General features: G+C 72.5%; 19 protein-coding genes. 11 read left to right on the top strand and 8 right to left on the bottom strand.

The annotated features are described in order from the left end of the window. Window positions 1-11: 11 nt before the first annotated feature. From ilvD to ACH5AF_RS30255, 4 genes are all read right to left on the bottom strand, one after another. Window positions 12-1,862, bottom strand: a complete 1,851-nt coding sequence (gene ilvD / locus ACH5AF_RS30270) for a dihydroxy-acid dehydratase (RefSeq protein ID WP_398906031.1) — start codon at window positions 1,860-1,862, stop codon at window positions 12-14. Window positions 1,863-2,118: 256 nt separating this feature from the next. Beyond that, complete coding sequence (locus tag ACH5AF_RS30265) at window positions 2,119-2,784, bottom strand: TetR family transcriptional regulator (RefSeq protein WP_398906029.1); 666 nt, start codon at window positions 2,782-2,784, stop codon at window positions 2,119-2,121. Continuing rightward, window positions 2,781-3,626, bottom strand: a complete 846-nt coding sequence (locus tag ACH5AF_RS30260) for a sugar phosphate isomerase/epimerase family protein (RefSeq protein WP_398906027.1) — start codon at window positions 3,624-3,626, stop codon at window positions 2,781-2,783. Before ACH5AF_RS30260 ends, ACH5AF_RS30265 begins: the two co-directional genes overlap by 4 nt. Window positions 3,627-3,649: 23 nt before the next feature. Continuing rightward, entirely contained in the window at window positions 3,650-4,582 is a 933-nt protein-coding gene (locus tag ACH5AF_RS30255) for a Ppx/GppA family phosphatase (RefSeq protein ID WP_398906025.1), read from the bottom strand. Between the two features lie 40 nt (window positions 4,583-4,622). Between ACH5AF_RS30255 and ACH5AF_RS30250 the strand changes: the two genes are divergently transcribed. Further along, window positions 4,623-5,432 (top strand): hypothetical protein, encoded by an 810-nt coding sequence (locus ACH5AF_RS30250; protein ID WP_398906024.1) that lies wholly within the window; start codon window positions 4,623-4,625, stop codon window positions 5,430-5,432. A 160-nt stretch (window positions 5,433-5,592) separates the two neighbouring features. Here ACH5AF_RS30250 and ACH5AF_RS30245 read toward each other — a convergent pair whose 3' ends face one another. Continuing rightward, the gene (locus ACH5AF_RS30245; protein WP_398906022.1) at window positions 5,593-7,272 is read right to left on the bottom strand and encodes a hypothetical protein; all 1,680 of its coding nucleotides are present in this window, start codon (window positions 7,270-7,272) and stop codon (window positions 5,593-5,595) included. A 206-nt stretch (window positions 7,273-7,478) separates the two neighbouring features. Here ACH5AF_RS30245 and radA point away from each other — a divergent pair, with 206 nt between their 5' ends. Then, window positions 7,479-8,873 carry a DNA repair protein RadA gene (gene radA, locus ACH5AF_RS30240; protein ID WP_398906021.1) on the top strand — a complete coding sequence of 465 codons (1,395 nt, stop codon included), beginning with the start codon at window positions 7,479-7,481 and terminating at the stop codon, window positions 8,871-8,873. A gap of 81 nt (window positions 8,874-8,954) precedes the next feature. After that, window positions 8,955-10,079: a DNA integrity scanning diadenylate cyclase DisA gene (disA, locus tag ACH5AF_RS30235; protein ID WP_398906019.1), complete on the top strand. Its 1,125-nt coding sequence runs from the start codon at window positions 8,955-8,957 to the stop codon at window positions 10,077-10,079. A gap of 148 nt (window positions 10,080-10,227) precedes the next feature. Here the strand turns inward: disA and ACH5AF_RS30230 are convergent, their stop codons facing one another. Next, entirely contained in the window at window positions 10,228-11,046 is an 819-nt protein-coding gene (locus ACH5AF_RS30230) for a hypothetical protein (protein ID WP_398906017.1), read from the bottom strand. 187 nt (window positions 11,047-11,233) lie between these two features. Here ACH5AF_RS30230 and ACH5AF_RS30225 point away from each other — a divergent pair, with 187 nt between their 5' ends. From ACH5AF_RS30225 to cseC, 6 genes are all read left to right on the top strand, one after another. Then, a complete protein-coding gene (locus ACH5AF_RS30225; RefSeq protein ID WP_398906014.1) occupies window positions 11,234-11,893 on the top strand; it encodes a phosphatase PAP2 family protein in 660 nt (219 codons plus the stop codon). 1,244 nt (window positions 11,894-13,137) lie between these two features. After that, the gene (locus tag ACH5AF_RS30220) at window positions 13,138-14,052 is read left to right on the top strand and encodes an A/G-specific adenine glycosylase (protein ID WP_398906012.1); all 915 of its coding nucleotides are present in this window, start codon (window positions 13,138-13,140) and stop codon (window positions 14,050-14,052) included. 164 nt (window positions 14,053-14,216) lie between these two features. After that, a complete protein-coding gene (locus tag ACH5AF_RS30215; RefSeq protein WP_398906010.1) occupies window positions 14,217-14,789 on the top strand; it encodes a SigE family RNA polymerase sigma factor in 573 nt (190 codons plus the stop codon). Next, complete coding sequence (locus ACH5AF_RS30210) at window positions 14,777-15,442, top strand: hypothetical protein (protein ID WP_398906008.1); 666 nt, start codon at window positions 14,777-14,779, stop codon at window positions 15,440-15,442. Before ACH5AF_RS30215 ends, ACH5AF_RS30210 begins: the two co-directional genes overlap by 13 nt. 50 nt (window positions 15,443-15,492) lie before the next feature. Continuing rightward, window positions 15,493-16,197, top strand: a complete 705-nt coding sequence (gene cseB, locus ACH5AF_RS30205; protein WP_398906006.1) for a two-component system response regulator CseB — start codon at window positions 15,493-15,495, stop codon at window positions 16,195-16,197. A 66-nt stretch (window positions 16,198-16,263) separates the two neighbouring features. Continuing rightward, window positions 16,264-17,580, top strand: a complete 1,317-nt coding sequence (gene cseC, locus ACH5AF_RS30200) for a two-component system sensor histidine kinase CseC (RefSeq protein ID WP_398906058.1) — start codon at window positions 16,264-16,266, stop codon at window positions 17,578-17,580. Between the two features lie 155 nt (window positions 17,581-17,735). On the opposite strand, the gene ACH5AF_RS30195 is transcribed toward cseC, so the two are convergent. Beyond that, the gene (locus ACH5AF_RS30195) at window positions 17,736-19,364 is read right to left on the bottom strand and encodes an MDR family MFS transporter (RefSeq protein WP_398906003.1); all 1,629 of its coding nucleotides are present in this window, start codon (window positions 19,362-19,364) and stop codon (window positions 17,736-17,738) included. 112 nt (window positions 19,365-19,476) lie between these two features. Here ACH5AF_RS30195 and ACH5AF_RS30190 point away from each other — a divergent pair, with 112 nt between their 5' ends. After that, window positions 19,477-20,055: a TetR/AcrR family transcriptional regulator gene (locus tag ACH5AF_RS30190; RefSeq protein WP_398906001.1), complete on the top strand. Its 579-nt coding sequence runs from the start codon at window positions 19,477-19,479 to the stop codon at window positions 20,053-20,055. 17 nt (window positions 20,056-20,072) lie between these two features. On the opposite strand, the gene ACH5AF_RS30185 is transcribed toward ACH5AF_RS30190, so the two are convergent. Further along, window positions 20,073-20,825 (bottom strand): M23 family metallopeptidase, encoded by a 753-nt coding sequence (locus ACH5AF_RS30185; RefSeq protein ID WP_398905999.1) that lies wholly within the window; start codon window positions 20,823-20,825, stop codon window positions 20,073-20,075. A gap of 542 nt (window positions 20,826-21,367) precedes the next feature. Between ACH5AF_RS30185 and dacB the strand changes: the two genes are divergently transcribed. Further along, on the top strand, window positions 21,368-22,969 hold the full coding sequence (dacB, locus tag ACH5AF_RS30180; RefSeq protein ID WP_398905997.1) for a D-alanyl-D-alanine carboxypeptidase/D-alanyl-D-alanine-endopeptidase: 1,602 nt from the start codon (window positions 21,368-21,370) through the stop codon (window positions 22,967-22,969). Window positions 22,970-23,170 lie beyond the last annotated feature (201 nt).

Raw genomic sequence — 23,170 nt, 5'->3', positions numbered from 1 at the left:
TCGCGGGGGCGTCAACCCAGCCGGGAGACGTCCCGCACCGCGCCCTTGTCCGCGCTCGTCGCCATCGCCGCGTAGGCCCGCAGCGCCGCCGAGACCTTGCGCTCGCGCGCCTTCGGGGCGTAGACGCCGTTCAGCGCCTCGCGGCGGGCGGCGAGCGTCGCGTCGTCGACGAGCAGCTCGATCGAGCGGCCGGGGATGTCGATACGGATGCGATCGCCGTCCTCGACGAGCGCGATCGTGCCGCCCGAGGCCGCCTCCGGCGAGGCGTGGCCGATCGAGAGGCCGGACGTGCCACCGGAGAAGCGGCCGTCGGTGATCAGGGCGCAGGTCTTGCCCAGGCCGCGGCCCTTGAGGAAGGACGTCGGGTAGAGCATCTCCTGCATGCCGGGGCCGCCCTTGGGGCCCTCGTAGCGGATGACCACGACATCGCCGTGGGTGATCTCCTTGCGGAGGATCTTGTCGACGGCCTCGTCCTGGGATTCGCAGACGACGGCCGGGCCCTCGAAGGTCCAGATGGACTCGTCGACACCGGCGGTCTTCACCACGCAGCCGTCGACGGCGAGGTTGCCGCGCAGGACCGCGAGTCCGCCGTCCTTGGAGTACGCGTGCTCCGCGGAGCGGATGCAGCCGTTCTGGGCGTCGTCGTCCAGCGCGTCCCAGCGCTCGGACTGCGAGAACGCGGTGGCTGAGCGGACGCAGCCCGGCGCCGCGTGCCACAGCTCAACGGACTCGGCGGACGGTGAACCGCCGCGCACGTCCCAGTTCTTGAGCCAGTCCGCGAGCGACGGGCTGTGCACGGAGTGCACGTCCTCGTTCAGCAGTCCGGCGCGGTGCAGCTCGCCCAGCAGCGCGGGGATACCGCCGGCGCGGTGGACGTCCTCCATGTAGTACGTGCGGTTCTTGGCGACGTTCGGCGCGACCTTCGCCAGGCAGGGCACCCGGCGCGAGACGGCGTCGATCTCGTTGAGGCCGAACTCGACGCCCGCCTCCTGGGCTGCGGCCAGCAGGTGCAGGATCGTGTTCGTCGAGCCGCCCATGGCGATGTCGAGGGCCATGGCGTTCTCGAAGGCAGCGAACGTGGCGATGTTGCGCGGCAGGACGGACTCGTCGCCCTGCTCGTAGTACCGCTTGGTGATGTCGACGACCGTCGCGGCGGCGTTCTCGTAGAGCGCCTTGCGGGCGGTGTGGGTGGCGAGGACGGAGCCGTTGCCCGGCAGGGAGAGGCCGATGGCCTCGGTCAGGCAGTTCATCGAGTTGGCGGTGAACATGCCCGAACAGGAGCCGCAGGTCGGGCAGGCGTTCTCCTCGATGCGGAGGATGTCCTCGTCCGAGATCTTGTCGTTGACCGCGTCCGAGATCGCGTCGACCAGATCGAGCGTGCGGACGGTGCCGTCGACGAGCGTCGCCCGGCCGGACTCCATCGGGCCGCCGGAGACGAAGACGGTCGGAATGTTGAGGCGCAGGGCGGCCATCAGCATGCCCGGGGTGATCTTGTCGCAGTTGGAGATGCAGATCAGCGCGTCCGCGCAGTGCGCCTCGACCATGTACTCGACGGAGTCGGCGATCAGGTCGCGTGAGGGCAGCGAGTAGAGCATGCCGCCGTGGCCCATGGCGATGCCGTCGTCGACGGCGATCGTGTTGAACTCGCGGGGCACCGCGCCCGCGGCCTTGATGGCTTCGGAGACGATCCGGCCGACCGGTGCGAGGTGGGTGTGGCCGGGCACGAACTCGGTGAAGGAGTTGGCGACGCCGACGATCGGCTTGCCGATGTCCTCGCTCGCTACGCCCGACGCCCGCATAAGGGCGCGGGCGCCCGCCATGTTGCGGCCGTGGGTGACAGTGCGGGACCTCAGCTCGGGCATCGTCGCTCGCTCCTCGTCGTGATGGGTGTACCTGCTCCGAGCGTACGCCGCGGCTCCAAGATCTGGACAGCTTGTCCGGAATGCGGGACGTTCGGCTCAGTCCTTGGTCGGCATCACAGGGCCGGTTGCGCGGCAGGGGCCCAGGGGGAGTGGAGCCGCCCAGTCCCAGGCGGACGGCACAAGCCCGGCGGCGCGACAGGGAACGGTGGCGCGGCGGGGAACGGTGGCGCGACAGGCCCAAGGGGCATGGGCCCGTTCACTCCTCGGCCGGCGGCGCCGCCGGGCCCGGGGGGCCGGCCGATGCCCCGGCGTTCGGGTCGGTCAGATAACGCTGGAGGGTGGGCGCCACCATCCGCACGATCTGCCCGGGATCGGCCGACGCCAGCGGCTCCACCTGGAGCACGTAGCGCATCATCGCGATCCCGATCATGTGGGACGCGGCGAGCTCCGCACGGAACCGCGCGTCCGGTACGTCCAGCTCCCCCGCCACCCGCTCCAGCAGCCGCCGCAGGACGACACCGCGCAGCACCTTGGCCGCCGCCTCGTGCGTGAGGGCGGAGCGGATGACGGCCAGCAGCGGGGCCCGTGAGGCCGGGTTCTCCCAGATGCCGATGAAGTAGCGGGCCAGCCGCTCCCCGATGCCTTCCGGGCCCTGGCCGAGGATCTGCGGGATGACCATCGCCGGCTCGAGCGAGACCTCGACCGCGGCGGCGAACACGTCGTCCTTGGTGCCGAAGTAGTGGTGCACGAGCGCCGCGTCGACCCCGGCCGCCCGCGCGATCCCGCGCATCGTCGTCTTGTCGTAACCGCGCTCGGCGAACTCCGCGCGCGCCGCCGTGAGGATCCGCTCCCGCGCGCCCGGCCCTTCCGCGGCCGCCTCGCGGGCGGGCCGGCCGCGCCGCCGGGGTGCCGCGCCGGTCATCGCCTCGTACCGGTCCCGTCGTGCACCCGGGACGAGGCCGAGGACGCCAGATGCAGCCGGGTGAAGGCCAGTGCCTCGGCGAGGTCGGCCTCACGTTCGGCGGCGGACATGGCACGCCGGGTGTTGACCTCGATGACGACATGGCCGTCGAAGCCGTTCCCGGCCAGGCGCTCCAGCAGCTCGGCGCAGGGCTGGCCGCCGCGGCCCGGCACCAGGTGCTCGTCCTTCGCGGACCCCTTGCCGTCGGCCAGGTGCACATGGACGAGCCGGTCGCCCATCCGGTCCACCATCGCCATGGTGTCGGTGCGTGAGGTCGCCGTGTGCGACAGGTCGAGGGTGAAGTGCCGGTAGTCGTCCTTGGTGACGTCCCAGTCGGGGGCGTACGCGAGCATCTCGCGGTCCCGGTAACGCCAGGGGTACATGTTCTCCACGGCGAACCGGACGTCGGTCTCGTCCGCCATGCGCCAGATGCCGTTGACGAAGTCGCGTGCGTACTGCCGCTGCCACCGGAACGGCGGGTGCACGACCACCGTCGAGGCCCCCAGCTTCTCCGCGGCCGCCTGCGCCCGCTGGAGCTTGACCCACGGGTCGGTGGACCAGACGCGCTGGGTGATCAGCAGGCAGGGCGCGTGGACGGCGTGGATGGGGACCTGGTGGTAGTCGGAGAGCCTGCGCAGCGCCTCGATGTCCTGGCTGACGGGATCCGTCCAGACCATGATCTCGACGCCGTCGTAGCCGAGGCGCGCGGCGATCTCGAAGGCCGTCGCCGTCGACTCCGGATAGACGGAAGCCGTCGACAGGACAACCTTCGCATCCGGGATGCGCACCACTGGTTCAGCCACGACAGACAGCCTAAAGGCACCTCCTAGGGGGTCGGGAGATGGTCGAGGCGCCGCAGGATGACGCCCTCGCGCAGCGCCCAGGGGCAGATCTCCAGCTCCTCGGCACCGAAGAGGTCCATCGCACCCTCCGCGACCAGGGCCCCGGCCAAGAGCTGAGGGGCACGGCCCGGGGAGACGCCGGGCAGTCCCGCACGCTGTTCCACGGTCATGGCGGCGAGCTTGGGCACCCAGCCGACGAGTGACGAACGACTCAGCACGCGCTGGATGTACAGACCCTCCGCGGAGCGTGCCGCGCCGGCGATCCGGGCGAGCTGCTTGAAGGTCTTGGAGGTGGCGACGATGTGGTCCGGCGGGCCGAAGCGGCTGAACTCGCCGACGACACGGGCGATCTCGGCGCGCACATGGCGGCGCAGCGCCTTCACGTCCTGCGGGTCCGGCGGGTCGCCGGGCAGCAGCCCGGCGGTCAGCCGGCCCGCTCCCAGCGGCAGGGACACGGCGGCGTCGGGCTCCTCGTCTATGCCGAACGCGATCTCCAGGGAGCCGCCGCCGATGTCCAGGACGAGGAGCTTCCCGGCCGACCAGCCGAACCAGCGGCGGGCGGCGAGGAACGTCAGCCGGGCCTCCTCCTCGCCGGTGAGCACCGTCAGCTCGACCCCCGTCTCCGCCTTCACCCGGGACAGGAGCATGTCCGCGTTGGTCGCCTCGCGCACGGCGGAGGTGGCGAAGGAAAGGACCTCCTCACAGCCCTTGTCCTCGGCGGCCTGCAGCGCGTCGGCGATGGTGTGCACCAGCCGCTCGATGCCCTCCTCTCCGATGGCGCCGCCATCGTCGAGCAGCTCGGCGAGGCGCAGCTCCGCCTTGTGCGAGTGCGCGGGCAGCGGGCGGGCGCCTGGGTGGGCGTCCACCGCCAGCAGGTGAACCGTGTTCGAACCGACGTCGAGGACTCCGAGTCTCATGGACGGAACGCTACTGCGGTCGCGCGCATACGCTGGAGCCGTGCCAAAGACGAAAAAGGCGAAGCCGGGCAAAGCCGTACCCGAGAAGAAGATCAAGCACGACGAGAAGGGTCTGGACTTTCCCCGTGCCTGGGTGGAGTTCCCGGATCCGGCCGACGCCGAACAGGTATTCCGGTGCGATCTGACGTGGCTCACCTCACGTTGGAGCTGCATCTTCGGCAGCGGTTGCCAGGGGATCCAGGCGGGGCGCGCGGACGACGGCTGCTGCACGCTGGGCGCGCACTTCTCCGACGAGGAGGACGAGCAGCGCGTGGCGGGGCACGTGGCGCGCCTGACCCCGGACCTGTGGCAGTTCCACGACGTCGGCACCGAAACGGGCTGGGTGGAGCAGGACGAGGACGGCGAACGCCAGACGCGCCGCTGGGAAGGCTCCTGCATCTTCCAGAACCGTCCGGGCTTCGCGGGCGGCGCGGGCTGCTCGCTGCACATCCTGGCGCTGCGGGAGGGCCGGGAGCCGCTGGAGACGAAGCCGGACGTGTGCTGGCAGCTGCCGGTCCGGCGGACGTACGACTGGATCGACCGGCCCGACGACAGCCGGGTGCTCCAGGTGTCGATCGGCGAGTACGACCGCCGCGGCTGGGGCCCCGGCGGCCATGACCTGCACTGGTGGTGCACCTCCGCGACATCGGCGCACGGTGCGGGTGAGCCGGTGTACGTGACGTACCGCCCGGAGTTGACGGAGCTGATGGGCAAGGCTGCGTACGACGTGCTGGTGGAGCTGTGCGAGGCCCGTCTGGCGTCGTCGCTGCCGCTGGTGGCACCGCACCCTGCGGACCCGAAGCCCCGCTGAGCCCGGGGCCGGCCGGGAGCGGAGGACCGTTTCGGCCGCGTGGGCGGGCGGACGGGTGAGCCGGACGGGCAGGCGGTCCGGGAGGGGTGAGTCAGCCGAGCGGGCGGGTCGGCTCGGGCCGGGAGGGTCGGCTCGGGCCGGGAGGGACCGTTTCCGCCGGTCAGTGCGAGGGCGGCGGGGTCGCCGGCTCGGACGGCGGGTCCGGCTGTGACGGGGGCGGGTCCGACGGATCCGCCGAGGACGGCGGCGGACCGGAGGTCGGCGGAGTCGGGCCCGGCGAGGACGGCGGCGGACTGGTAGGCGGCGGGCTCGACGGCGGTGTGGGGGTCGGGTCCGGGTCGGCCGAGGAAGGCGGCGGGCTGGTGGCCCCATGGCCCTGGATCGCCAGGACCGCGCCGGCGGGATCGATGCCGACCTGCGCCCGCCAGGGGCCGGACGGCTCTCGCGAGGGGTCGACGGTGATGGAGAGAGTGATCGTTTCGCCGGGGTGCAGGGTGCCGGACGAGCGGATCGAACGAAGCCAGTGCGCGTCCGTCCACAGCGACCAGTCGACGGGGGAGCCGCCGGACGCCGTGAGCGTGATCAAGGTGGTCTCCCCGGCGGGCCGCGCCTCGACCGTGAGCCTGCCCGGGCCTCGCCCGGGTGCGGAGGGCGGCGCGGGAGTGCCCGTGCTGATCACCGCGACGGAGACGTCGCTCGTGTGGTGGTCGGCCGTGAACCGGGGGTCCGGCTCGGCGCTCGCGTTGCCCGCGTTCTCGTAGTGGCCGTACGGGCCGCCCTCGCCCGGGCCGCCCGGGTCGCCCGCGCTGACGGCCGGGCCGCGATGTCCCTCGCCCGTCAGCGGCGCCCCGCGGTAGGCCGCCCACAGCGCCAACACCGGAGCGGCCACAACCGTGGCCACGACGGTGGCGGTGACCGCGCGGGCACGCATCCGGCCCCGCCGGGCCGTGTGGTCCTTGGGGTCCAGCGGGAAGCCACCGGGGCCGAAGCGCGGGCCGCCGGAACGGGTGCGCGGGACGTGCCGCATCGCCACGTACGCGGCGGAGCGCGGCGCCTCGACCAGCGGGAGCGTGGCCGGGGTGACACTCGAACCGGGCCAGGGCCCCCGCGCGCCGGCACGCTCGGCGGCACGGCGGCAGCGCGGGCAGTCGTCGACGTGGCGGACGAGCTCACGGCGCAGCGCGGCGGAGAGCAGGACGCGGTTGTCGCCGGTGAGCCGGGCGACGGCCGGACAGGTGCCGGTCTCGACGACGGCGAGCGCGGCCCGGGTCCGCTCCACCTCGCAGGCCGCGGCGGCGAGCAGCTCGCGGGCGGTGGCCTCTGTGAGACCGAGGACGCAGGCGACGGCGGCCGGGCCGAGGCCGTGGCGCACGGCCAGTTCGAGGGCCTCGCGCTGCTCGGGGGTGGTTCCCGCGGCCTCGGGCCAGGCCAGCCGGGCCAGTTCGGCGCGGCGGCGCTCGGCGGCCTCGGGGGCGAGACGGGGGGACGCCTGGCTCTCGTCGGCGGCGGGCCGCCCGGTGTGGACGCCCTGGCGCCTTCGGCGCTGTTCGGTCAGCCGGCGCAGACAGGCCCAGCGCGCCAGTGCGTACATCCAGGCCTTCTTCTCGGCCTCGCCGGACGGGCAGCGTCCGTGCTGCCGTTCGGCGATGGCGAGGACGTCACCGAGGACCGCCGTCGCCGCGTCGTGGTCGCACAGCACGGAGAGGCAGTAGGTGAACAGGCCGTCGAGGTACGGCTCGTAGCGCGCGGGCAGTCGCTCGGCGGACGGACGGGGCGCACGATGATGCGCCCGGTGTGCGCCGGTGGTGTGGGTAGGGGTTTCCAGCCTGCTGCTCGTCACTCGGTGACCGTAGGGGCAGCACCGGACCTCGTTCGCACCGCTTGAACACTTTTAACCCATACGGGTGAACCGTTCCCTCTGGGAGGACAGGTGGGAAAGGTTCCGCGCCCCCGGGTATCCACCGGTTCGCGCCGCGTGCCGGGCAGCGCGCCTCCCGCGGGCGGCCGCCGGTCCGGCCTGTCAGTGGTCACCGCTACGGTTTGCGCATGGCTGCCCGTACGAAATCCGCGAAGGACCGGCCGTCCTTCCGCTGCACCGAATGCGGCTGGACCACGGCCAAGTGGCTCGGCCGCTGCCCCGAGTGCCAGGCGTGGGGCACGGTGGAGGAGTACGGCGCGCCCGCCGTCCGCACCACGGCCGCGGGCCGGGTCTCCACCGCCGCGGTGCCCATCGGCCAGGTGGACGGCCGGCAGGCGACCGCGCGCTCCACGGGCGTCGACGAGCTCGACCGGGTCCTCGGCGGCGGTCTGGTGCCGGGGGCCGTGGTGCTGCTCGCGGGCGAGCCCGGCGTCGGCAAGTCGACGCTGCTGCTCGACGTGGCCGCCAAGGCGGCGAGCGACGAACACCGGACGTTGTACGTGACGGGCGAGGAGTCCGCGAGCCAGGTGCGCCTGCGCGCCGACCGGATCGGCGCGCTGCACGACCACCTGTTCCTCGCGGCGGAGACGGATCTGTCCGCGGTCCTCGGCCATCTGGACGCGGTCAAGCCGTCGCTGCTGATCCTCGACTCGGTGCAGACCGTGGCCTCCCCCGAGATCGACGGCGCGCCCGGCGGCATGGCCCAGGTCCGTGAGGTCGCGGGCGCCCTGATCCGCGCTTCCAAGGACCGCGGCATGTCCACGCTGCTGGTGGGCCATGTGACGAAGGACGGCGCCATCGCCGGCCCGCGTCTGCTGGAGCACCTGGTCGACGTGGTGCTGCACTTCGAGGGCGACCGGCACGCCCGCCTCCGCCTGGTCCGCGGCGTGAAGAACAGATACGGGGCGACGGACGAGGTCGGCTGCTTCGAGCTGCACGACGAGGGCATCACCAGCCTCGCCGACCCCTCGGGCCTGTTCCTCACCCGCCGCGACGCGCCCGTCCCCGGCACCTGCCTCACCGTCACCCTGGAGGGCCGCCGCCCCCTCGTCGCCGAGGTGCAGGCGCTGACGGTCGACTCCCAGATCCCCTCCCCACGGCGCACCACATCGGGCCTGGAGACCTCTCGGGTGTCGATGATGCTCGCGGTGCTGGAGCAGCGCGGCCGGATCTCCGCGCTCGGCAAGCGCGACATCTACAGCGCGACGGTCGGCGGTGTGAAGCTCTCGGAGCCTGCGGCGGACCTCGCGATCGCGCTCGCACTGGCGTCGGCGGCCAGCGACACTCCGCTGCCGAAGAACCTGGTCGCGATCGGCGAGGTGGGACTCGCCGGGGAGGTCAGACGGGTGACGGGCGTGCAGCGCCGGCTCGCCGAGGCGCACCGGCTGGGCTTCACCCAGGCGCTGGTGCCCTCCGATCCGGGGAAGGTCCCGGCGGGCATGAAGGTTACGGAGGTCGCCGACATGGGGGATGCTCTGCGGGTGCTCCCGAGCGGCCGGCGGAAGGCTCCCGACGGCGCCTGAGGCGTACGCCCCACGGGGCGACGAGGCTCGCCGGTAGACTTTGCCCTGGTCTCGCCCACCCGTACGAGCCGGAGGAGTGCAGTGGCAGCCAAGGACGGGGCAGCAGCACCCGGAAAGTCCGGCCAAGGCACGGGCAACGAAGCGCTGATCCGCGCCGCCCTGAGCGCGGTCGCCCCGGGCACCGCCCTGCGCGACGGACTGGAGCGCATCCTCAGGGGGAACACCGGTGGTCTGATCGTTCTCGGCATGGACAAGACGGTCGAGTCGATGTGCACCGGCGGCTTCGTGATGGACGTGGAGTTCACCGCGACCCGGCTGCGTGAGCTGTGCAAACTGGACGGCGCGCTCATCCTCGACAAGGACATCTCCAAGATCCACCGGGCCGGCGTCCAGCTGGTCCCGGACGCGTCCATCCCGACCGAGGAGACCGGCACTCGGCACCGCACCGCGGACCGGGTGTCGCGCCAGTGCGGCTTCCCGGTCGTGTCCGTGTCCCAGTCGATGCGGCTGATCGCGCTGTACGTGGACGGCGAGCGCCGTGTCCTGGAGGAGTCCGCCGCGATCCTTTCGCGGGCGAACCAGGCCCTCGCCACCCTGGAGCGCTACAAGCTCCGCCTCGACGAGGTCGCGGGCACGCTCTCGGCGCTGGAGATCGAGGACCTGGTCACCGTCCGGGACGTCACGGCGGTGGCGCAGCGCCTGGAGATGGTGCGACGGATCGCCACGGAGATCGCCGAGTACGTGGTGGAGCTGGGCACCGACGGCCGCCTCCTCTCCCTCCAGCTCGACGAGTTGATCGCGGGCGTGGAGCCCGAGCGCGAGCTGGTCGTCCGGGACTACGTGCCGGAGCCGACGGCGAAGCGCTCGCGCACCGTGGACGAGGCGCTGGCGGAGCTGGACGCGCTCACGCACACCGAGCTCCTCGAACTGCCCGTCGTGGCCAGGGCGCTGGGCTACAGCGGCTCGCCCGAGACGCTGGACTCCGCGGTCTCGCCGCGCGGCTACCGCCTGCTGGCGAAGGTCCCGCGACTGCCGGGCGCGATCATCGAACGGCTGGTGGAGCACTTCGGCGGTCTGCAGAAGCTGCTCGCCGCCAGCGTGGACGACCTCCAGGCCGTGGACGGTGTCGGCGAGGCGCGGGCGCGCAGCGTCCGGGAGGGCCTGTCGCGGCTGGCGGAGTCGTCGATCCTGGAGCGGTACGTCTGAGACGCGTACTCAGGTCGCTAGAGGGGCGTAAGGCCAGACGCGTACGGCTGAGGCGGGTGCGGCCGAGAGGGTGCGGCTGAGACGGGTACAGCTGAGGGGCTTCATGACCAGGTCACAAAGCCCCTCGCCCGTACATCCACGAAATCGTTCAGTCCTTCTCCAGGCGGAACGATGCGGGCAGCACCTTCGCGCCCGGGAACGACGCCTCGACCAGGTAGGTGCCCGGCACGGCGCTGCCCGGCGACGGCGTCGGGCACTGCGGCGCGCTGCGCCTCCTGTCCCACTCCACGATGTGCGTGATCGTCCCGTTGCCGGGGATCCGCAGGAACCGGGCCGGGGCCGTACGCGGGCAGTGGGCCGACGACCACACGTCCTCGTCCTCGCTGTCGGTGACGGTGAACACCGCCGCCTTCGGGCCGAAGTCCGCCTTGCAGGTCGTGCCCGACGAGTTGGTGACCACGAGTCTGAACGAGGGCTTCTCGCCCGGCCGGTAGGACACCTTGGTGGTGCTCAGCGTCAACTTCAATGCGCCCGGAGCGCAGTTGGGGAGGGCCGAGCCGACCGGGACCTGCTGCCCGGGGGATCCGCCGGCCGCACCGCTCGTGGCTCCGGAGCCGCCCGTGGCCGTGCCCGCGCCGCCGGTGGCGCCGTCCGCACCGCCCGTGGGCGCGGTGCCGTCACCGGAACCGCCCGCACCGCCGGAACCGGTCACGCCGTCGCCCGACTCGTCGCGTCCGCCGGGCTGTTGGCTGATCGCCGGGCCGGACTGATCGGGTCCGGGGGTGATCGAGGGTGCGGGGGACTGGCCCTTGCCGTCCGCCGTGTTGCTGCCGCCGTCGCCCCCGCCGGAGGTGACGGCCCACACGATCAGCATCGCGAACAGCGCGACCACTGACGCCGCGACCGCCCTCCGTCGCCAGTAGATGGAGGAGGGAAGCGGCCCGATCGGATTGCGCAGAGATCCCACGAAGCGAACTCTACGAGAGATCGCGCCCAACTCCCGCCCCACCCGCCGCCCTGAGCACGAAGTTCTGCCGATCATCATCACGGACTCGTCACGGACCCGGTTCCACGGGTCCGTTGCTTACGTCAGGGATGGTTCCGGCCAATCGCAGCGAGTGACCGACCCGCCTGGGACGATACGGTCCGTCACCATGGACAGCAGCATCACGCGCGATCTCTACCGCGACATCACCGACTTCGCCCACACCACGCCCGCCTGGGTGCAGCACCTCGCCGAACTGTGGACGGAGGCAGGGCTGCTGCTGTTCGGCGTGCTGTTCCTGCTCGCGTGGTGGCGGTCACGGACGGCTGACCCGGGCCGGATAGCCCTCGCGGTCCTCGCGCCGCTCGCGACCGCGGTCGGCTATGTGGTCAGCGAATCCCTCAAGTCCCTTGTGGACGAGGAGCGTCCGTGCCGCACGGTCACGGAGGCGGCCGTGTCGCTCGTAGCGTGTCCGCCGACCGGCGACTGGTCCTTCCCGAGCAACCACGCGGCCATCGCCGGTGCGGCGGCCATGACGCTCGCGATCGCGTGGCCGCGGATCGCCCCGCTGACGGTCCCGATGGCGCTGCTGATGGCCTTCTCACGCGTCTTCGTCGGGGTGCACTACCCGCACGACGTACTGACCGGGCTGTCGGTGGGCGCGCTCGCCGCGGCCGCCTGCACGGCGGCCGCGCTGCGCCCGGCCCGGTCGCTGCTCGCCACCATGCGCACGAGCCGTGCGACCATCCCGCTCTGGCTCGCCGGCCCGGGCCCGGCCCAGGAGCCCGCTCGCCCGGCATCCCCGCGCGCGTCGGCGGACCACGGCTGACGCCGGGGCAGGCGGGGCAGGCCGGGCAGCTTGCCCCGCGGGCGAGGCCCACCCCCGGGCGACAGCCCGCGGCAGCGCACGCCGGTCCCCCGGGGGCGTGCCGCCGGTGGCCCGGACGGGGACCCGCGGGGACGCTGCCACACCCCGGAGGTGTAGTCACGCCCAGCGGGGGCGGTGTACGGGCTGCCCGCCCCGCGGGCGAGGCCCGCCCGCAGGCGGTGCCGCACGTGACGACGCATCCCCGGTGTGCCCGGGGCGGGCCGCCCGCCGGCCGGCGGGGCTCGCCGACGGCGGGCGGCTGCCGCCCCGGAAGCGCGCACAGCGGGGGGGTACTTCCTTCGTCCGCCGGGCGAGGCCTGCCGCAGGCGACACCCCCGGCGGCGGCCGGAGCGGCCCGCCGGTGATTCCCAGCAGCGGGCCAGGGCCCGCACCGGCAGCGCGCTGCCGGTGACGCCCCAACGGACCGCGGCTGACCCCGACGGCCCACGCGGCCGCTCGCCACGCGCGCAAGGCCCGCCCGCAGGTGATACGCCCACGGCAGCGCACGCCGGCGGCGGGATGCCGGCGCGCCGAATGGGTCTCGCCAGGGACACCACACCCGGAGATGGAGCCCCACTCCACCCCCAGCGGGCCGACGTACGCCCAGGGGTTCCTGCCCCGCGAGCGAGGCCTGCCCGCAGGCGGTGCCGCGCGTGGCGGCGACCCGTGATGTCGGAGGTGGACCGCCGGCGGCCCCCGGCGGGGCTCGTCCGAGGGGGCGCTTGCGAGGCTCCGCAGGGCGCTCACACCGCGGTGACATCTGCGGGGCAGGGCACCTGCCATGCCCCGGCGGGGCGAGCCTGCCGCAGGCGACACCCCGGCGACGCCCGGAGCGGCCCGCCGGTGATTCCCCGGCCGGGAGGCGTCACGCCCCAGCGCGGCACACCGCGCCCGGCCGGGACGCGTCACGCCCCAACGCGGCACACCGCCGATGCGCCCGGGGGACGGGGGCCAGTGCGCCCGCGAGGCGCGGGCCTGCCGCGGGCAACACCCCCGGCGGCGCACGACCCGCCCGGGCCCGGTGATGGATCGCCGATGACTCCCGGCCGAGGCCCGCACCCGGCGGCGCACCCCCCAACGCCCAGGGCGCACCTGCCGTGCCCGCCCCGGCGAGGCCCGCACCGCCTCGGCGCGCCCCTGGGCCCCGCCCGGGGGCCGGTGCCTGCGGCACCCGACGGGCCGGGCGTGCCAGGATCGTCAGTGCCATGACTGTCATTGACGCTTCCCAGACGCCCGACGCCCTCGACCCCCGAGCCCTCCACGTCCCCGTCATCGCCTGGTTCGACCAGCACGCCCGTGATCTCCCCTGGCGCCGCCCGGAGGCCGGTGCCTGGGGCGTGATGGTCAGCGAGTTCATGCTTCAGCAGACCCCGGTCTCCCGGGTGCTCCCCGTGTACGAGCAGTGGCTGGCGCGCTGGCCGCGCCCCGCCGACCTCGCGGCAGAGGCCCCCGGCGAGGCCGTCCGCGCCTGGGGGCGGCTCGGCTATCCGCGGCGTGCGCTGCGTCTGCACGGCGCGGCCCAGGCCATAGCGGAGCGGCACGGCGGCGAGGTGCCGCGCGACCACGCGCAGTTGCTCGCCCTGCCGGGCATCGGCGAGTACACGGCGGCGGCCGTGGCCTCCTTCGCGTACGGGCAGCGGCACGCCGTGCTCGACACCAATGTGCGGCGGGTCCTCGCCCGCGCCGCGACCGGCATCCAATACCCGCCGAACGCGACCACCGCCGCCGAGCGCCGCCTCGCCCGGGCGCTGCTCCCCGACGAGGACCACACCGCGGCCCGCTGGGCGGCGGCGTCCATGGAGCTGGGCGCTCTGCTGTGCACGGCCAGGAACGAGGACTGCGGCCGCTGCCCGATCGCCGCGCAGTGCGCCTGGCGGCTGGCGGGGAAGCCCGCGCACGAGGGCCCCGCGCGCCGCGGACAGACGTACGCCGGGACCGACCGCCAGGTGCGCGGCCGGCTGCTGGCGGTGCTGCGCGAGGCGGTGACGCCGGTGCCGCAGTCGGCGCTCGACAAGGTCTGGCACGAACCGGTGCAGCGCGCACGGGCGCTGGACGGACTGGTCGCCGACGGTCTCGTGGAGCCCCTGGACGGCGGCCTGTACCGGCTGCCTGTCGGCTGAACCTAACGGTTTACCCCACCACCACCGCACCTCAAACATCCGCTGTTACACAACCGATGGACGGCCGTGTGCCGTCCGACGGCTGCTCCGCACAGCGCCGTGACAACCCGTCCGTAGCTTCTGTCACGCAAGGACACACGGGGTTTCACGGGGAGGCGGTTGTGATGGCGCATGGCGAGGTGCTCGACTTCGAGGAGTACGTACGCACCCGGCAGGAGGCGCTGCTGCGCAGCGCCCGGCGTCTCGTCCCCGACCCGGTCGACGCACAGGACCTGCTGCAGACCGCGCTGGTGCGCACCTACGGCCGGTGGGACGGAATCGCGGACAAGTCGCTCGCGGACGCGTACCTTCGCCGCGTGATGATCAATACGCGCACGGAGTGGTGGCGCGCCCGGAAGCTCGAAGAGGTCCCCACCGAGCAGCTCCCCGACGCGAGCGTCGACGACGGCAGCGATCAGCGTGCCGACCGTGCCCTGCTGATGGACGTCCTCAAGGTGCTGGCCCCCAAGCAGCGCAGCGTGGTCGTGCTGCGCCACTGGGAGCAGATGAGCACCGAGGAGACCGCCGCCGCGCTGGGCATGTCGGCGGGTACGGTGAAGAGCACGCTGCACCGGGCGCTCGCGAAGCTCCGCCAGGAGCTTCAGTCGCGGGACCTGGACACCCGCGCCCTGGAGCGCGACGAGTCGCGGCATACCCATCAGCAGGGCGAACGGGAGCGGGAGCGGTGCGCGGCCTGACAGGCACAAGCGGCAGCGGGACACGGGTGGCGGGCAGTACGGCGACGGCCGGGCTGGTCGCCTTCGCCCTGTTCGCCGCGGCCTGTTCCACCGGCGGTTCGGGTCTGCAGGACGAAGGGGCGGCCCCGTCGGACCACGCGGCGAAGGCCACGCCGTCCCCGGCGCCGTCCGGGAGCGCCGGTCAGTTCACGAGGGCCGTCGACGCGGTGGAACTGCTCAAGAACGACCCGAAGGTCAGCGCCCGGGTCAAGGCGGACCTGCGGTCGTGCGCCAAGGACTCGTACCCCGTGGACACCTCGTACGGGATCCTCACCGGCAGTTCGGCCCCCGACGTCGTGGTGAACGTGATGACCTGCGCCGATGCCGTCGGCCTCGGCACCTATGTGTACCGGGAGAACGGCGACACGTACGAGAATGTCTTCGCCGTCGAAGAGCCCGCGGTGTACTCGGCGATCGACCGGGGCGACCTGGTGGTGACCAAGCAGGTGTACGCCAAGGGCGATCCGGTGGCCGAGCCGTCCGGCGAGGAGGTCACCACCTACCGTTGGACCGCCGGGAAGTTCACGCAGCAGTTCTGGGTGCGCAACGAATACAGCAGGTCGGTCGGCGAGGGGGAGGTCGTCGCCTCGGACCCGCCCGCCCCCGGCAACTGACCCACCCGAGAAACGATCCCGAACGAGAGCTGAGAGCTGAGAGCTGACGGATGGCCGATACCCATGTCCTGTTCGTCGAAGACGACGATGTCATCCGCGAAGCCACCCAACTCGCGCTGGAGCGCGTCGGCTTCACGGTTACGGCCGTGCCCGACGGGCTGAAGGGCCTGGAGGCGTTCCGGACGAACCGGCCGGACATCGCGCTGCTCGACGTGATGGTCCCCGGCCTGGACGGCGTGAGCCTGTGCCGCCGCATCCGCGACGAGTCGACCGTGCCCGTGATCATGCTCTCGGCGCGCGCGGACGCGATCGACGTGGTGCTCGGTCTGGAGGCCGGCGCCGACGACTATGTGACCAAGCCCTTCGACGGCGCGGTGCTCGTGGCCCGCATCCGCGCGGTGCTGCGCCGCTTCGGGCATGCGAGCGGCGGCACGGGCGATCCGGCCGCCACCCGGCAGCGGGACCAGGGCGGCGTCCTGGTCTTCGGTGACCTGGAGATCGACACCGAGGGCATGGAGGTCCGCAGGGGCGGCAAGCCGGTCGGCCTGACGCCCACGGAGATGCGGCTGCTGCTGGAGTTCTCCTCGACGCCCGGCACCGTGCTCTCGCGCGACAAACTGCTGGAGCGTGTCTGGGACTACGGCTGGGGAGGCGACACCCGCGTCGTCGACGTCCATGTCCAGCGGCTGCGGACGAAGATCGGACAGGACCGCATCGAGACGGTCCGCGGCTTCGGTTACAAGCTGAAGGCGTGACGCAGGCCGTATGAGCTCGGGACAGGACACCGCCGTATGAGACGCCCCGCCCTGCGCATCCGCGGTCTGCGCACCGGCTCTTTGCGCACCGGCGTCCGGTGGAAGATCAGCATCGCCATCGCCGGCGTCGGTGCGCTCATCGCCATGGCGCTGAGCCTGGTCGTGCACAACGCGGCACGCGTGTCCATGCTCGACAACGCCCGTGCCGTGCAGATGGACCGCATCCTGCTCGCCCAGCGCTGGTACGAGACCGCCAAGAACCGCGACCCCCGCTTCAACAGCAAGATCAATGACCCGGCTCTCCCCGATGAGCTCAAGAGGCTGATGCGGGAGAACCGGCGCGGCTCCTACGTCGACGACCGCGGCGAGACGCCCGAGATCTGGGCCGCGGTGCCGCTCGCGAACGGCGAAGTGCTCTCCCTGCGCACCGAGTTCGCCGGGCGCAGCGCCACCGTGATGAAGGATCTCGACCGGGCGCTGATCATCGGCTCGGTGTCCGTCGTGCTCTGCGGCTCCGCGCTCGGCGTGCTCATCGGCGGCCAGCTCTCGCGCCGGCTGCGCAAGGCGGCGGCGGCCGCGGGCAACGTGGCGCAGGGCAACACAGACGTACGGGTCAGGGACGCCATCGGCGGGGTCATACGCGACGAGACGGACGAACTGGCCCGGGCCGTGGACGCGCTGACCGATGCGCTGCAGTCCCGTATCGAGGCGGAACGCCGGGTCACCGCGGACATCGCGCACGAACTGCGCACGCCCGTGACCGGTCTGCTGACCGCGGCCGAGCTGCTGCCGCCCGGACGTCCCACCGAGCTGGTGCGGGACCGGGCCCAGGCGATGCGCACGCTGGTGGAGGACGTGCTGGAGGTCGCACGGCTCGACAGCGCGTCGGAGCGGGCGGAGCTGCAGGAGATCCAGCTCGGCGAGTTCGTCGGACGTCGCGTCGCCGCACTGCACCCGGAGGCGGACATCCGTGTCGTCCACGAGTCCTGGGTCAGCACCGATCCACGGCGCCTCGAGCGGATCCTGGGCAATCTGCTGACCAACGCGGTGAAGTACGGCAAGGACCCGATCGAGGTGACCGTCGAGGGCCGTGTGGTGCGCGTACGGGACCACGGGCCCGGGTTCCCGGAGGCACTGCTGCGCGAGGGGCCGAGCCGGTTCCGTACGGGGGCGAGCGACCGGGCCGGCACGGGCCACGGCCTGGGTCTCACCATCGCGGCGGGGCAGGCGCGGGTGCTGGGGGCCCGCCTGACCTTCCGCAACGCGGCTCCGGAGGGCTCGACGCCGCTGGGGGCGTCGGGCGGGGCGATCGCGGTGCTCTGGCTGCCGGAGCACGCGCCGACGAACACGGGAAGCTTCCCGATGCTGCCGTTGGACACCTGAGGCCGGGGCGTCGCCCAGGCGTGGCGTACGTCGGTCACGACGCGGTCGCCGGAGCCACGGATGACGGGCGGCACACGACGAAGACGACGAGCCCGGCCGCTTCGGCGGCCGGGCTCGTCGGCCGTCGTCGTCCGTCTCACGCTCGGCCTCTCCGCTCAGACGCGCTCGGCGAGCCTGTCCTCCGCGCCGGCCACGTCCTGCCGCCCGGTGGCCTCGTCCTGCCGCCCGGTGGCTTCGGGGCCCTCTGCCGGGCCGGCACCCCGCAGAGGCACCTCCTTGACGAAGAAGGCGGCCACCAGTCCGACGACCGCGACGGCCCCGCCGACGAGGAAGGCGGCGTGCGTACCGGACGCGACCGCGAACTCGTACGCCTCCCGGACCGGGTCCGGCAGCTTCGCGAGGCTTGCCGCATCCAGCTGTGCGGAGGCCGCGGTCGCCCGCGCACCGCCCCGCGCGGCCATCTCGTCCTGCACCCGGGCGGTGAACAGAGCACCCATGATGGCGACGCCGAAGGAACTGCCCAGCGTGCGGAAGAGCGTCGACGCGGAGGAGGCGACGCCCATGTCCTTCATCTCGACGCTGTTCTGCGCGACCAGCATGGTGATCTGCATCAGGAAGCCCATGCCGGCGCCGAGGACGGCCATGTAGAGCCCGGAGGTCAGCCGCGAGGTGCCGGTGTCCATGGTGGCCAGCAGGAACAGGCCGGCGACCATCAGGGCACCGCCGACGATGGGGAAGAGGCGGTATTTGCCGGTGTTGGTCGTGACCCGGCCCGCGACCATCGAGACGGCGAGCATGGAGAGCAGCAGCGGCAGGAGGAGCAGCCCGGAGTTGGTGGCCGACGCGCCCTGGACCGACTGCTGGAACAGCGGGAGGAAGAGCACGGCGCCGAACATCACGAAACCGGTGAAGAAGCCGATGACGGACATCAGCGCGAAGTTGCGGCTGCGAAAGATGTGCAGTGGCATGATCGGCTCGGCGGCCCGGGCCTCGACGAAGAGGAAGCCCACGAGCGAGGCCGCGCCGATGGCCGCCAGCTCCATGATCACGGCAGAGTCCCAGGCGTACTCCGTACCGCCCCAGGTGGTGACCAGCACGATCGCGGTGATACCGACGGTGAGCAGCGCGGCGCCCAGGTAGTCGACGCGGGCCGTGCTGCGCGGCTTCTTCGGCAGGTGGAGGACCGCGGTGACCATGGCGAGGGCGACCGCACCGAGCGGCACGTTGATGTAGAAGCTCCAGCGCCAGCCGAGGTGGTCGGTGATCGTGCCGCCGAGCAGCGGTCCGCCGATCATGGCGATGGCCATGACGGCGGCCATCATTCCCTGGTACCGGCCGCGCTCACGGGGCGGCACGAGGTCGCCGATGATCGCCATCACGCCGACCATCAGACCACCGGCACCAAGTCCCTGCACCGCGCGGAAGCCGATCAGCTGCCCCATGTCCTGGGCCATGCCGCTGAGCACGGAACCGATCAGGAAGATCACGATCGAGGCGAGGAAGACGCCCTTGCGGCCGTACAGGTCGCCGAGCTTGCCCCAGATCGGGGTGGAGGCCGCGGTCGCCAGCGTGTAGGAGGTGACCACCCACGACAAGTGCTCCAGCCCGCCGAGCTCGCCGACGATGGTGGGCATCGCGGTACCCACGATCATGTTGTCGAGCATCGCCAGCAGCATCGCGATCATGAGCGCGAGCATCACCACGCGCACGCTCCGCTCCGGCCGTACGCCCTTCTTCCCCGCCGCGGCCGACGAAGCCGTCGCCTGTTTCGCTGTGTCCGCCATTGTCCCCGCTCCCCAGTCACTTACTTGCCGCCCGGCAAGTTACTACAATGGGGACGGTAGATCCCTGACTAGCCGGGCGTCAAGTAAGTTTTTCGGGAGCGGAGACAGCAGCATGGGCACCACACGGCAGCCGCGCCGGGGCAACACACGGCAGCGCATCCAGGACGTGGCTCTGGAGCTGTTCGCCGAGCAGGGGTACGAGAAGACCTCGCTGCGCGAGATCGCCGAGGCCCTCGACGTCACCAAGGCCGCGCTGTACTACCACTTCAAAACCAAGGAAGACATCGTGGTCAGTCTCTTCCAGGACCTGACGCGGCCCATGGACGAGCTGATCGAATGGGCGCAGGGCCAGCCGCGCACGCTGGAGACGAAGAAAGAGGTGCTGCGGCGCTACAACGACGCGCTGACCGCCGCGGCGCCGCTGTTCCGGTTCATGCAGGAGAACCAGGCGACCATGCGCGAGCTCAGCATCGGTGAGTCGTTCAAGGACCGCATGATCTCCATGCTCGCGCTCTTCCGGGAGCCCGACGCGGAACTGACCGACCAGGTCCGCTGCGTCTCGGCACTGTTCACCCTGCACGCTGCGATCTACGCCCTCAACGACGTCGAGGGCGACCCGGAGGACAAGCGTGATGCCGTCCTCGAGGTCGCCCTCGATCTGATCGCCCAGGCACACCGCGCCAGGGGCTGATCCACTCCTGGGATGTGTCAGATGGTGACGCCGACGGTGCGCAGGAAGGCCACCGGGTTGAGCGCCGAGCCGTAGTTCGGGGTCGTACGGATCTCGAAGTGCAGGTGGGGGCCGGAGGAGTTGCCGGTGTTGCCGGACTTCGCGATCGTCTGGCCGGCCTTCACCGTCGAACCGACGGAGACGTTGATCGTCGAGAGGTGGGCGTACTGCGAGAACTTGCCGTTGGCGTGCTTGACCACGATGGCGTTGCCGTACGCGGGGCCGTCGCCGCCACCGTTCGGGCCGGCCTTGACGACCGTACCGGCGCCTGCGGCCTTGACCGGGGTGCCGGTCGGGACGGCGAAGTCCTGGCCGGAGTGCTTGGCGGACCACATGGCGCCGCCCTGGGCGAAGCTGGCGGTCAGCGTGTACTTGTTGACGGGCTTGACCCACGCGGCCGGCTTCTTGGCGGCCTTCTTCGCCGCAGCCTTCGTCGCCGCGGCCTTCTTGGCGGCGGCCTGCTTGGCGGCAGCCTGCTTGGCAGCGGCCTGCTGGGCCTTCGCCTTCGCCGCCTTGGCCTGCGCGGCGGCCTTCGCCTGGGCGTCGGCCTGGGCGGCGACCGCGGAAGCGGCGTCAACGACGGCCGGCTTGCCGGCCTTGCCCGCATCGGCGGAGGCGACACCCGCACCGGCTCCGACGACCATCACGGCACCCATTCCGGCGGCCACGACGGCCCCACGGGTACGGAGCACGGACGGGCGGAGACGGTGGATCATGGTGCGCTTCGACATACGGGAGAACCTCCGGGCATGAAAGGACCCGGCGTGCTCGCCGGGCTGGCTCCACATTGGTAACCCGGCCCCCCAAGTCGCCTCAAATGCCCCATCTACGACATCAGGTCGTAGTCCCAGCTCCGGGAATCAGACTCTTGACACCGTCCGGACACAGCCGAGGGACTCCCGGAACAAGGTCGACATATACGGATCGCGTCAGGTTTAAGCCCATGTCCTGGCCCTGTCGGGCCGTTACCCACCGCGCCTGCGGCGCCCAGGTCCACCACTGGGCCGCAGGCCCCGCCACGCAAGGGGCCGAAACCCCCTCGCATGGTCCCGACACGGCACTATTAGATCTAGTAGGTCCGATTCGTCCTGTGCGCCTTGTCACGAACGAGGCCCGCCGAAGGGGCTTGGATCGTGACCCAGGCCACGACAACGGGGGCTGCCGGGAGCTGCGAGAGGCGCCCGGAATGCGGCATTCAACGGTGACCGGGGCCACACGACACGGCGTAAGGCGTCCTTCCGGAGCGAGTGCGCCTGCGGGATCCTCCCGTGGCATGAGCAGACCCGTGAATCCCGTGCACCGCCGCCGCGGCCACCGCCGCGGCTGGATCTGGACCGCCGTCGCCGGACTCGCCTGCACCCTCACCCTCAGCTCCCCCGCCGACGCCGGCCCCTCGGACACCGGCCTGAGGAACGCGATCGACGCGATCCTCTCCGACGCCCGCCTCGACGGCGGCGCCGCGAGTGTCGTCATCGCCGACGCCACCACCCGGGAGCGCCTCTACCGGCACGACGCGGCCGACCGCCTCATGCCCGCCTCCAACACCAAGCTCCCCACGTCCGTCGCCGCCATGGCCCTCCTCGGCCCCGACCACCGCTACACCACCGACGTCCTGGCCACGGGCATCGTCCGCGGCTCCACCCTGCACGGCGATCTGTACCTGCGCGGCAGCGGCGACCCCACGATGCTCGCGACGGACTACGACCGGCTCGCCGCCGACCTCGCCGCGAGCGGAATCGACGGCGTCACCGGCCGACTCGTCGCCGACGACACCCGCTTCGACGACCAGCGCCTCGGCCGCTCCTGGGCGGCCGACGACGAGTCCTCGTACTACTCGGCGCAGATCTCCGCGCTCACCCTCGCGCCCGACACCGACTACGACGCCGGCACGGTCGTCGTCGAGGCCGTGCCGGGGAACCGGCCCGGCGACCGGCCGCAGGTGAAGCTGACCCCGTCCAACGACTACGTGCGCCTCGACATCCGCGCCTCGACCGTGGAAGCGGGCCACCCCGACACGCTCACCGTCGAACGCCGCCACGGCACCAACACGATCACCGTCAGCGGTGACATCCCCCTCGGCGCTGAGGCCACCAAGGAATGGATCACCGTCTGGGAGCCCACCGGCTACGCCGCCGCCGTCTTCGCGGACGCCCTCGCCGACCATGGCGTACGGGTGACGGGCAGCCCGCGTCTGGGACGCGCCACCCCGCCCGGTGCCCGCACACTCGCCTCGCACCGCTCCATGCCGCTCAAGGAGCTGATGCACCCCTTCATGAAGCTGTCGAACAACATGCATGCCGAGGCCCTGACGAAGACGATCGGCCACCGGGCCTCCGGCCGCGGCACCTGGGACGCGGGCCTGGCGGCGATCAGCGGGTATCTGGCGAAAGAAGGCGTACGGACCGGCTCCCTGCGCCAGGCCGACGGCTCCGGCCTGTCCCGGATGAACCTCGTCCCGGCCGAGGAGCTGGCCGCCCTGCTGCTCTCCGTGCGCGACGCACCCTGGTACGCGGACTGGAAGACGTCCCTGCCGGTCGCCTGCGCCCCTGACCGGGCGGTCGGCGGCACGCTGCGCTCCCGGATGTGCTCGACCCCCGCGGCGCTCAACGCCCGCGCCAAGACGGGCTCGCTCACCGGCGCCTCGGCACTGTCGGGCTACGTCACCGACGCGGGTGGCCGGGAGCTGGTGTTCAGCGTCGTCCTCAACAACTACCTGGCGTCATCGGTCAAGAGCATCGAGGACGCGATCGTCGTGACGCTGGCGTCCTCGAACACCGCCAAGGGCACGTTCACGACCGCGCGGCCGCCCGGCACACGTACGGCCGAGCCGGACGCCGCCCTCGAGTGCTCCTGGCGGAAGCCGGCACGCTGCTGACCGCGGTCCCGCGTCCTGCCCGTGGTCCCCGCGCCGGGAGCCGCGGGCAGGCCCAGGGACCGCGCGGTGCGCGTGCGCCGGACGGGCACGGAGACGGGCCGGGGGGGGGGGGCCCCCCGCGGGGGGCCGCCGGCCCCCCCCCCCCCCCCCCCCCCCCCCCCCCCCCCCCCCCCCCCCACCCCCCCCCCCCCCGCCCCCCCC

This window comes from Streptomyces sp. NPDC018833, from assembly GCF_044390825.1.
Lineage (GTDB): Bacteria > Actinomycetota > Actinomycetes > Streptomycetales > Streptomycetaceae > Streptomyces.
This window is presented reverse-complemented; position numbering and strand designations above follow the sequence as displayed.

Coding starts and splice junctions, on each gene's coding strand:
- ilvD (WP_398906031.1), bottom strand. CDS start 1,862: ATGCCCGAGCTGAGGTCCCGCACTGTCACCCACGGCCGCAACATGGCG.
- ACH5AF_RS30265 (WP_398906029.1), bottom strand. CDS start 2,784: ATGACCGGCGCGGCACCCCGGCGGCGCGGCCGGCCCGCCCGCGAGGCG.
- ACH5AF_RS30255 (WP_398906025.1), bottom strand. CDS start 4,582: ATGAGACTCGGAGTCCTCGACGTCGGTTCGAACACGGTTCACCTGCTG.
- radA (WP_398906021.1), top strand. CDS start 7,479: ATGGCTGCCCGTACGAAATCCGCGAAGGACCGGCCGTCCTTCCGCTGC.
- ACH5AF_RS30225 (WP_398906014.1), top strand. CDS start 11,234: ATGGACAGCAGCATCACGCGCGATCTCTACCGCGACATCACCGACTTC.
- ACH5AF_RS30220 (WP_398906012.1), top strand. CDS start 13,138: ATGACTGTCATTGACGCTTCCCAGACGCCCGACGCCCTCGACCCCCGA.
- ACH5AF_RS30215 (WP_398906010.1), top strand. CDS start 14,217: ATGGCGCATGGCGAGGTGCTCGACTTCGAGGAGTACGTACGCACCCGG.
- cseB (WP_398906006.1), top strand. CDS start 15,493: ATGGCCGATACCCATGTCCTGTTCGTCGAAGACGACGATGTCATCCGC.
- ACH5AF_RS30195 (WP_398906003.1), bottom strand. CDS start 19,364: ATGGCGGACACAGCGAAACAGGCGACGGCTTCGTCGGCCGCGGCGGGG.
- ACH5AF_RS30190 (WP_398906001.1), top strand. CDS start 19,477: ATGGGCACCACACGGCAGCCGCGCCGGGGCAACACACGGCAGCGCATC.
- ACH5AF_RS30185 (WP_398905999.1), bottom strand. CDS start 20,825: ATGTCGAAGCGCACCATGATCCACCGTCTCCGCCCGTCCGTGCTCCGT.
- dacB (WP_398905997.1), top strand. CDS start 21,368: ATGAGCAGACCCGTGAATCCCGTGCACCGCCGCCGCGGCCACCGCCGC.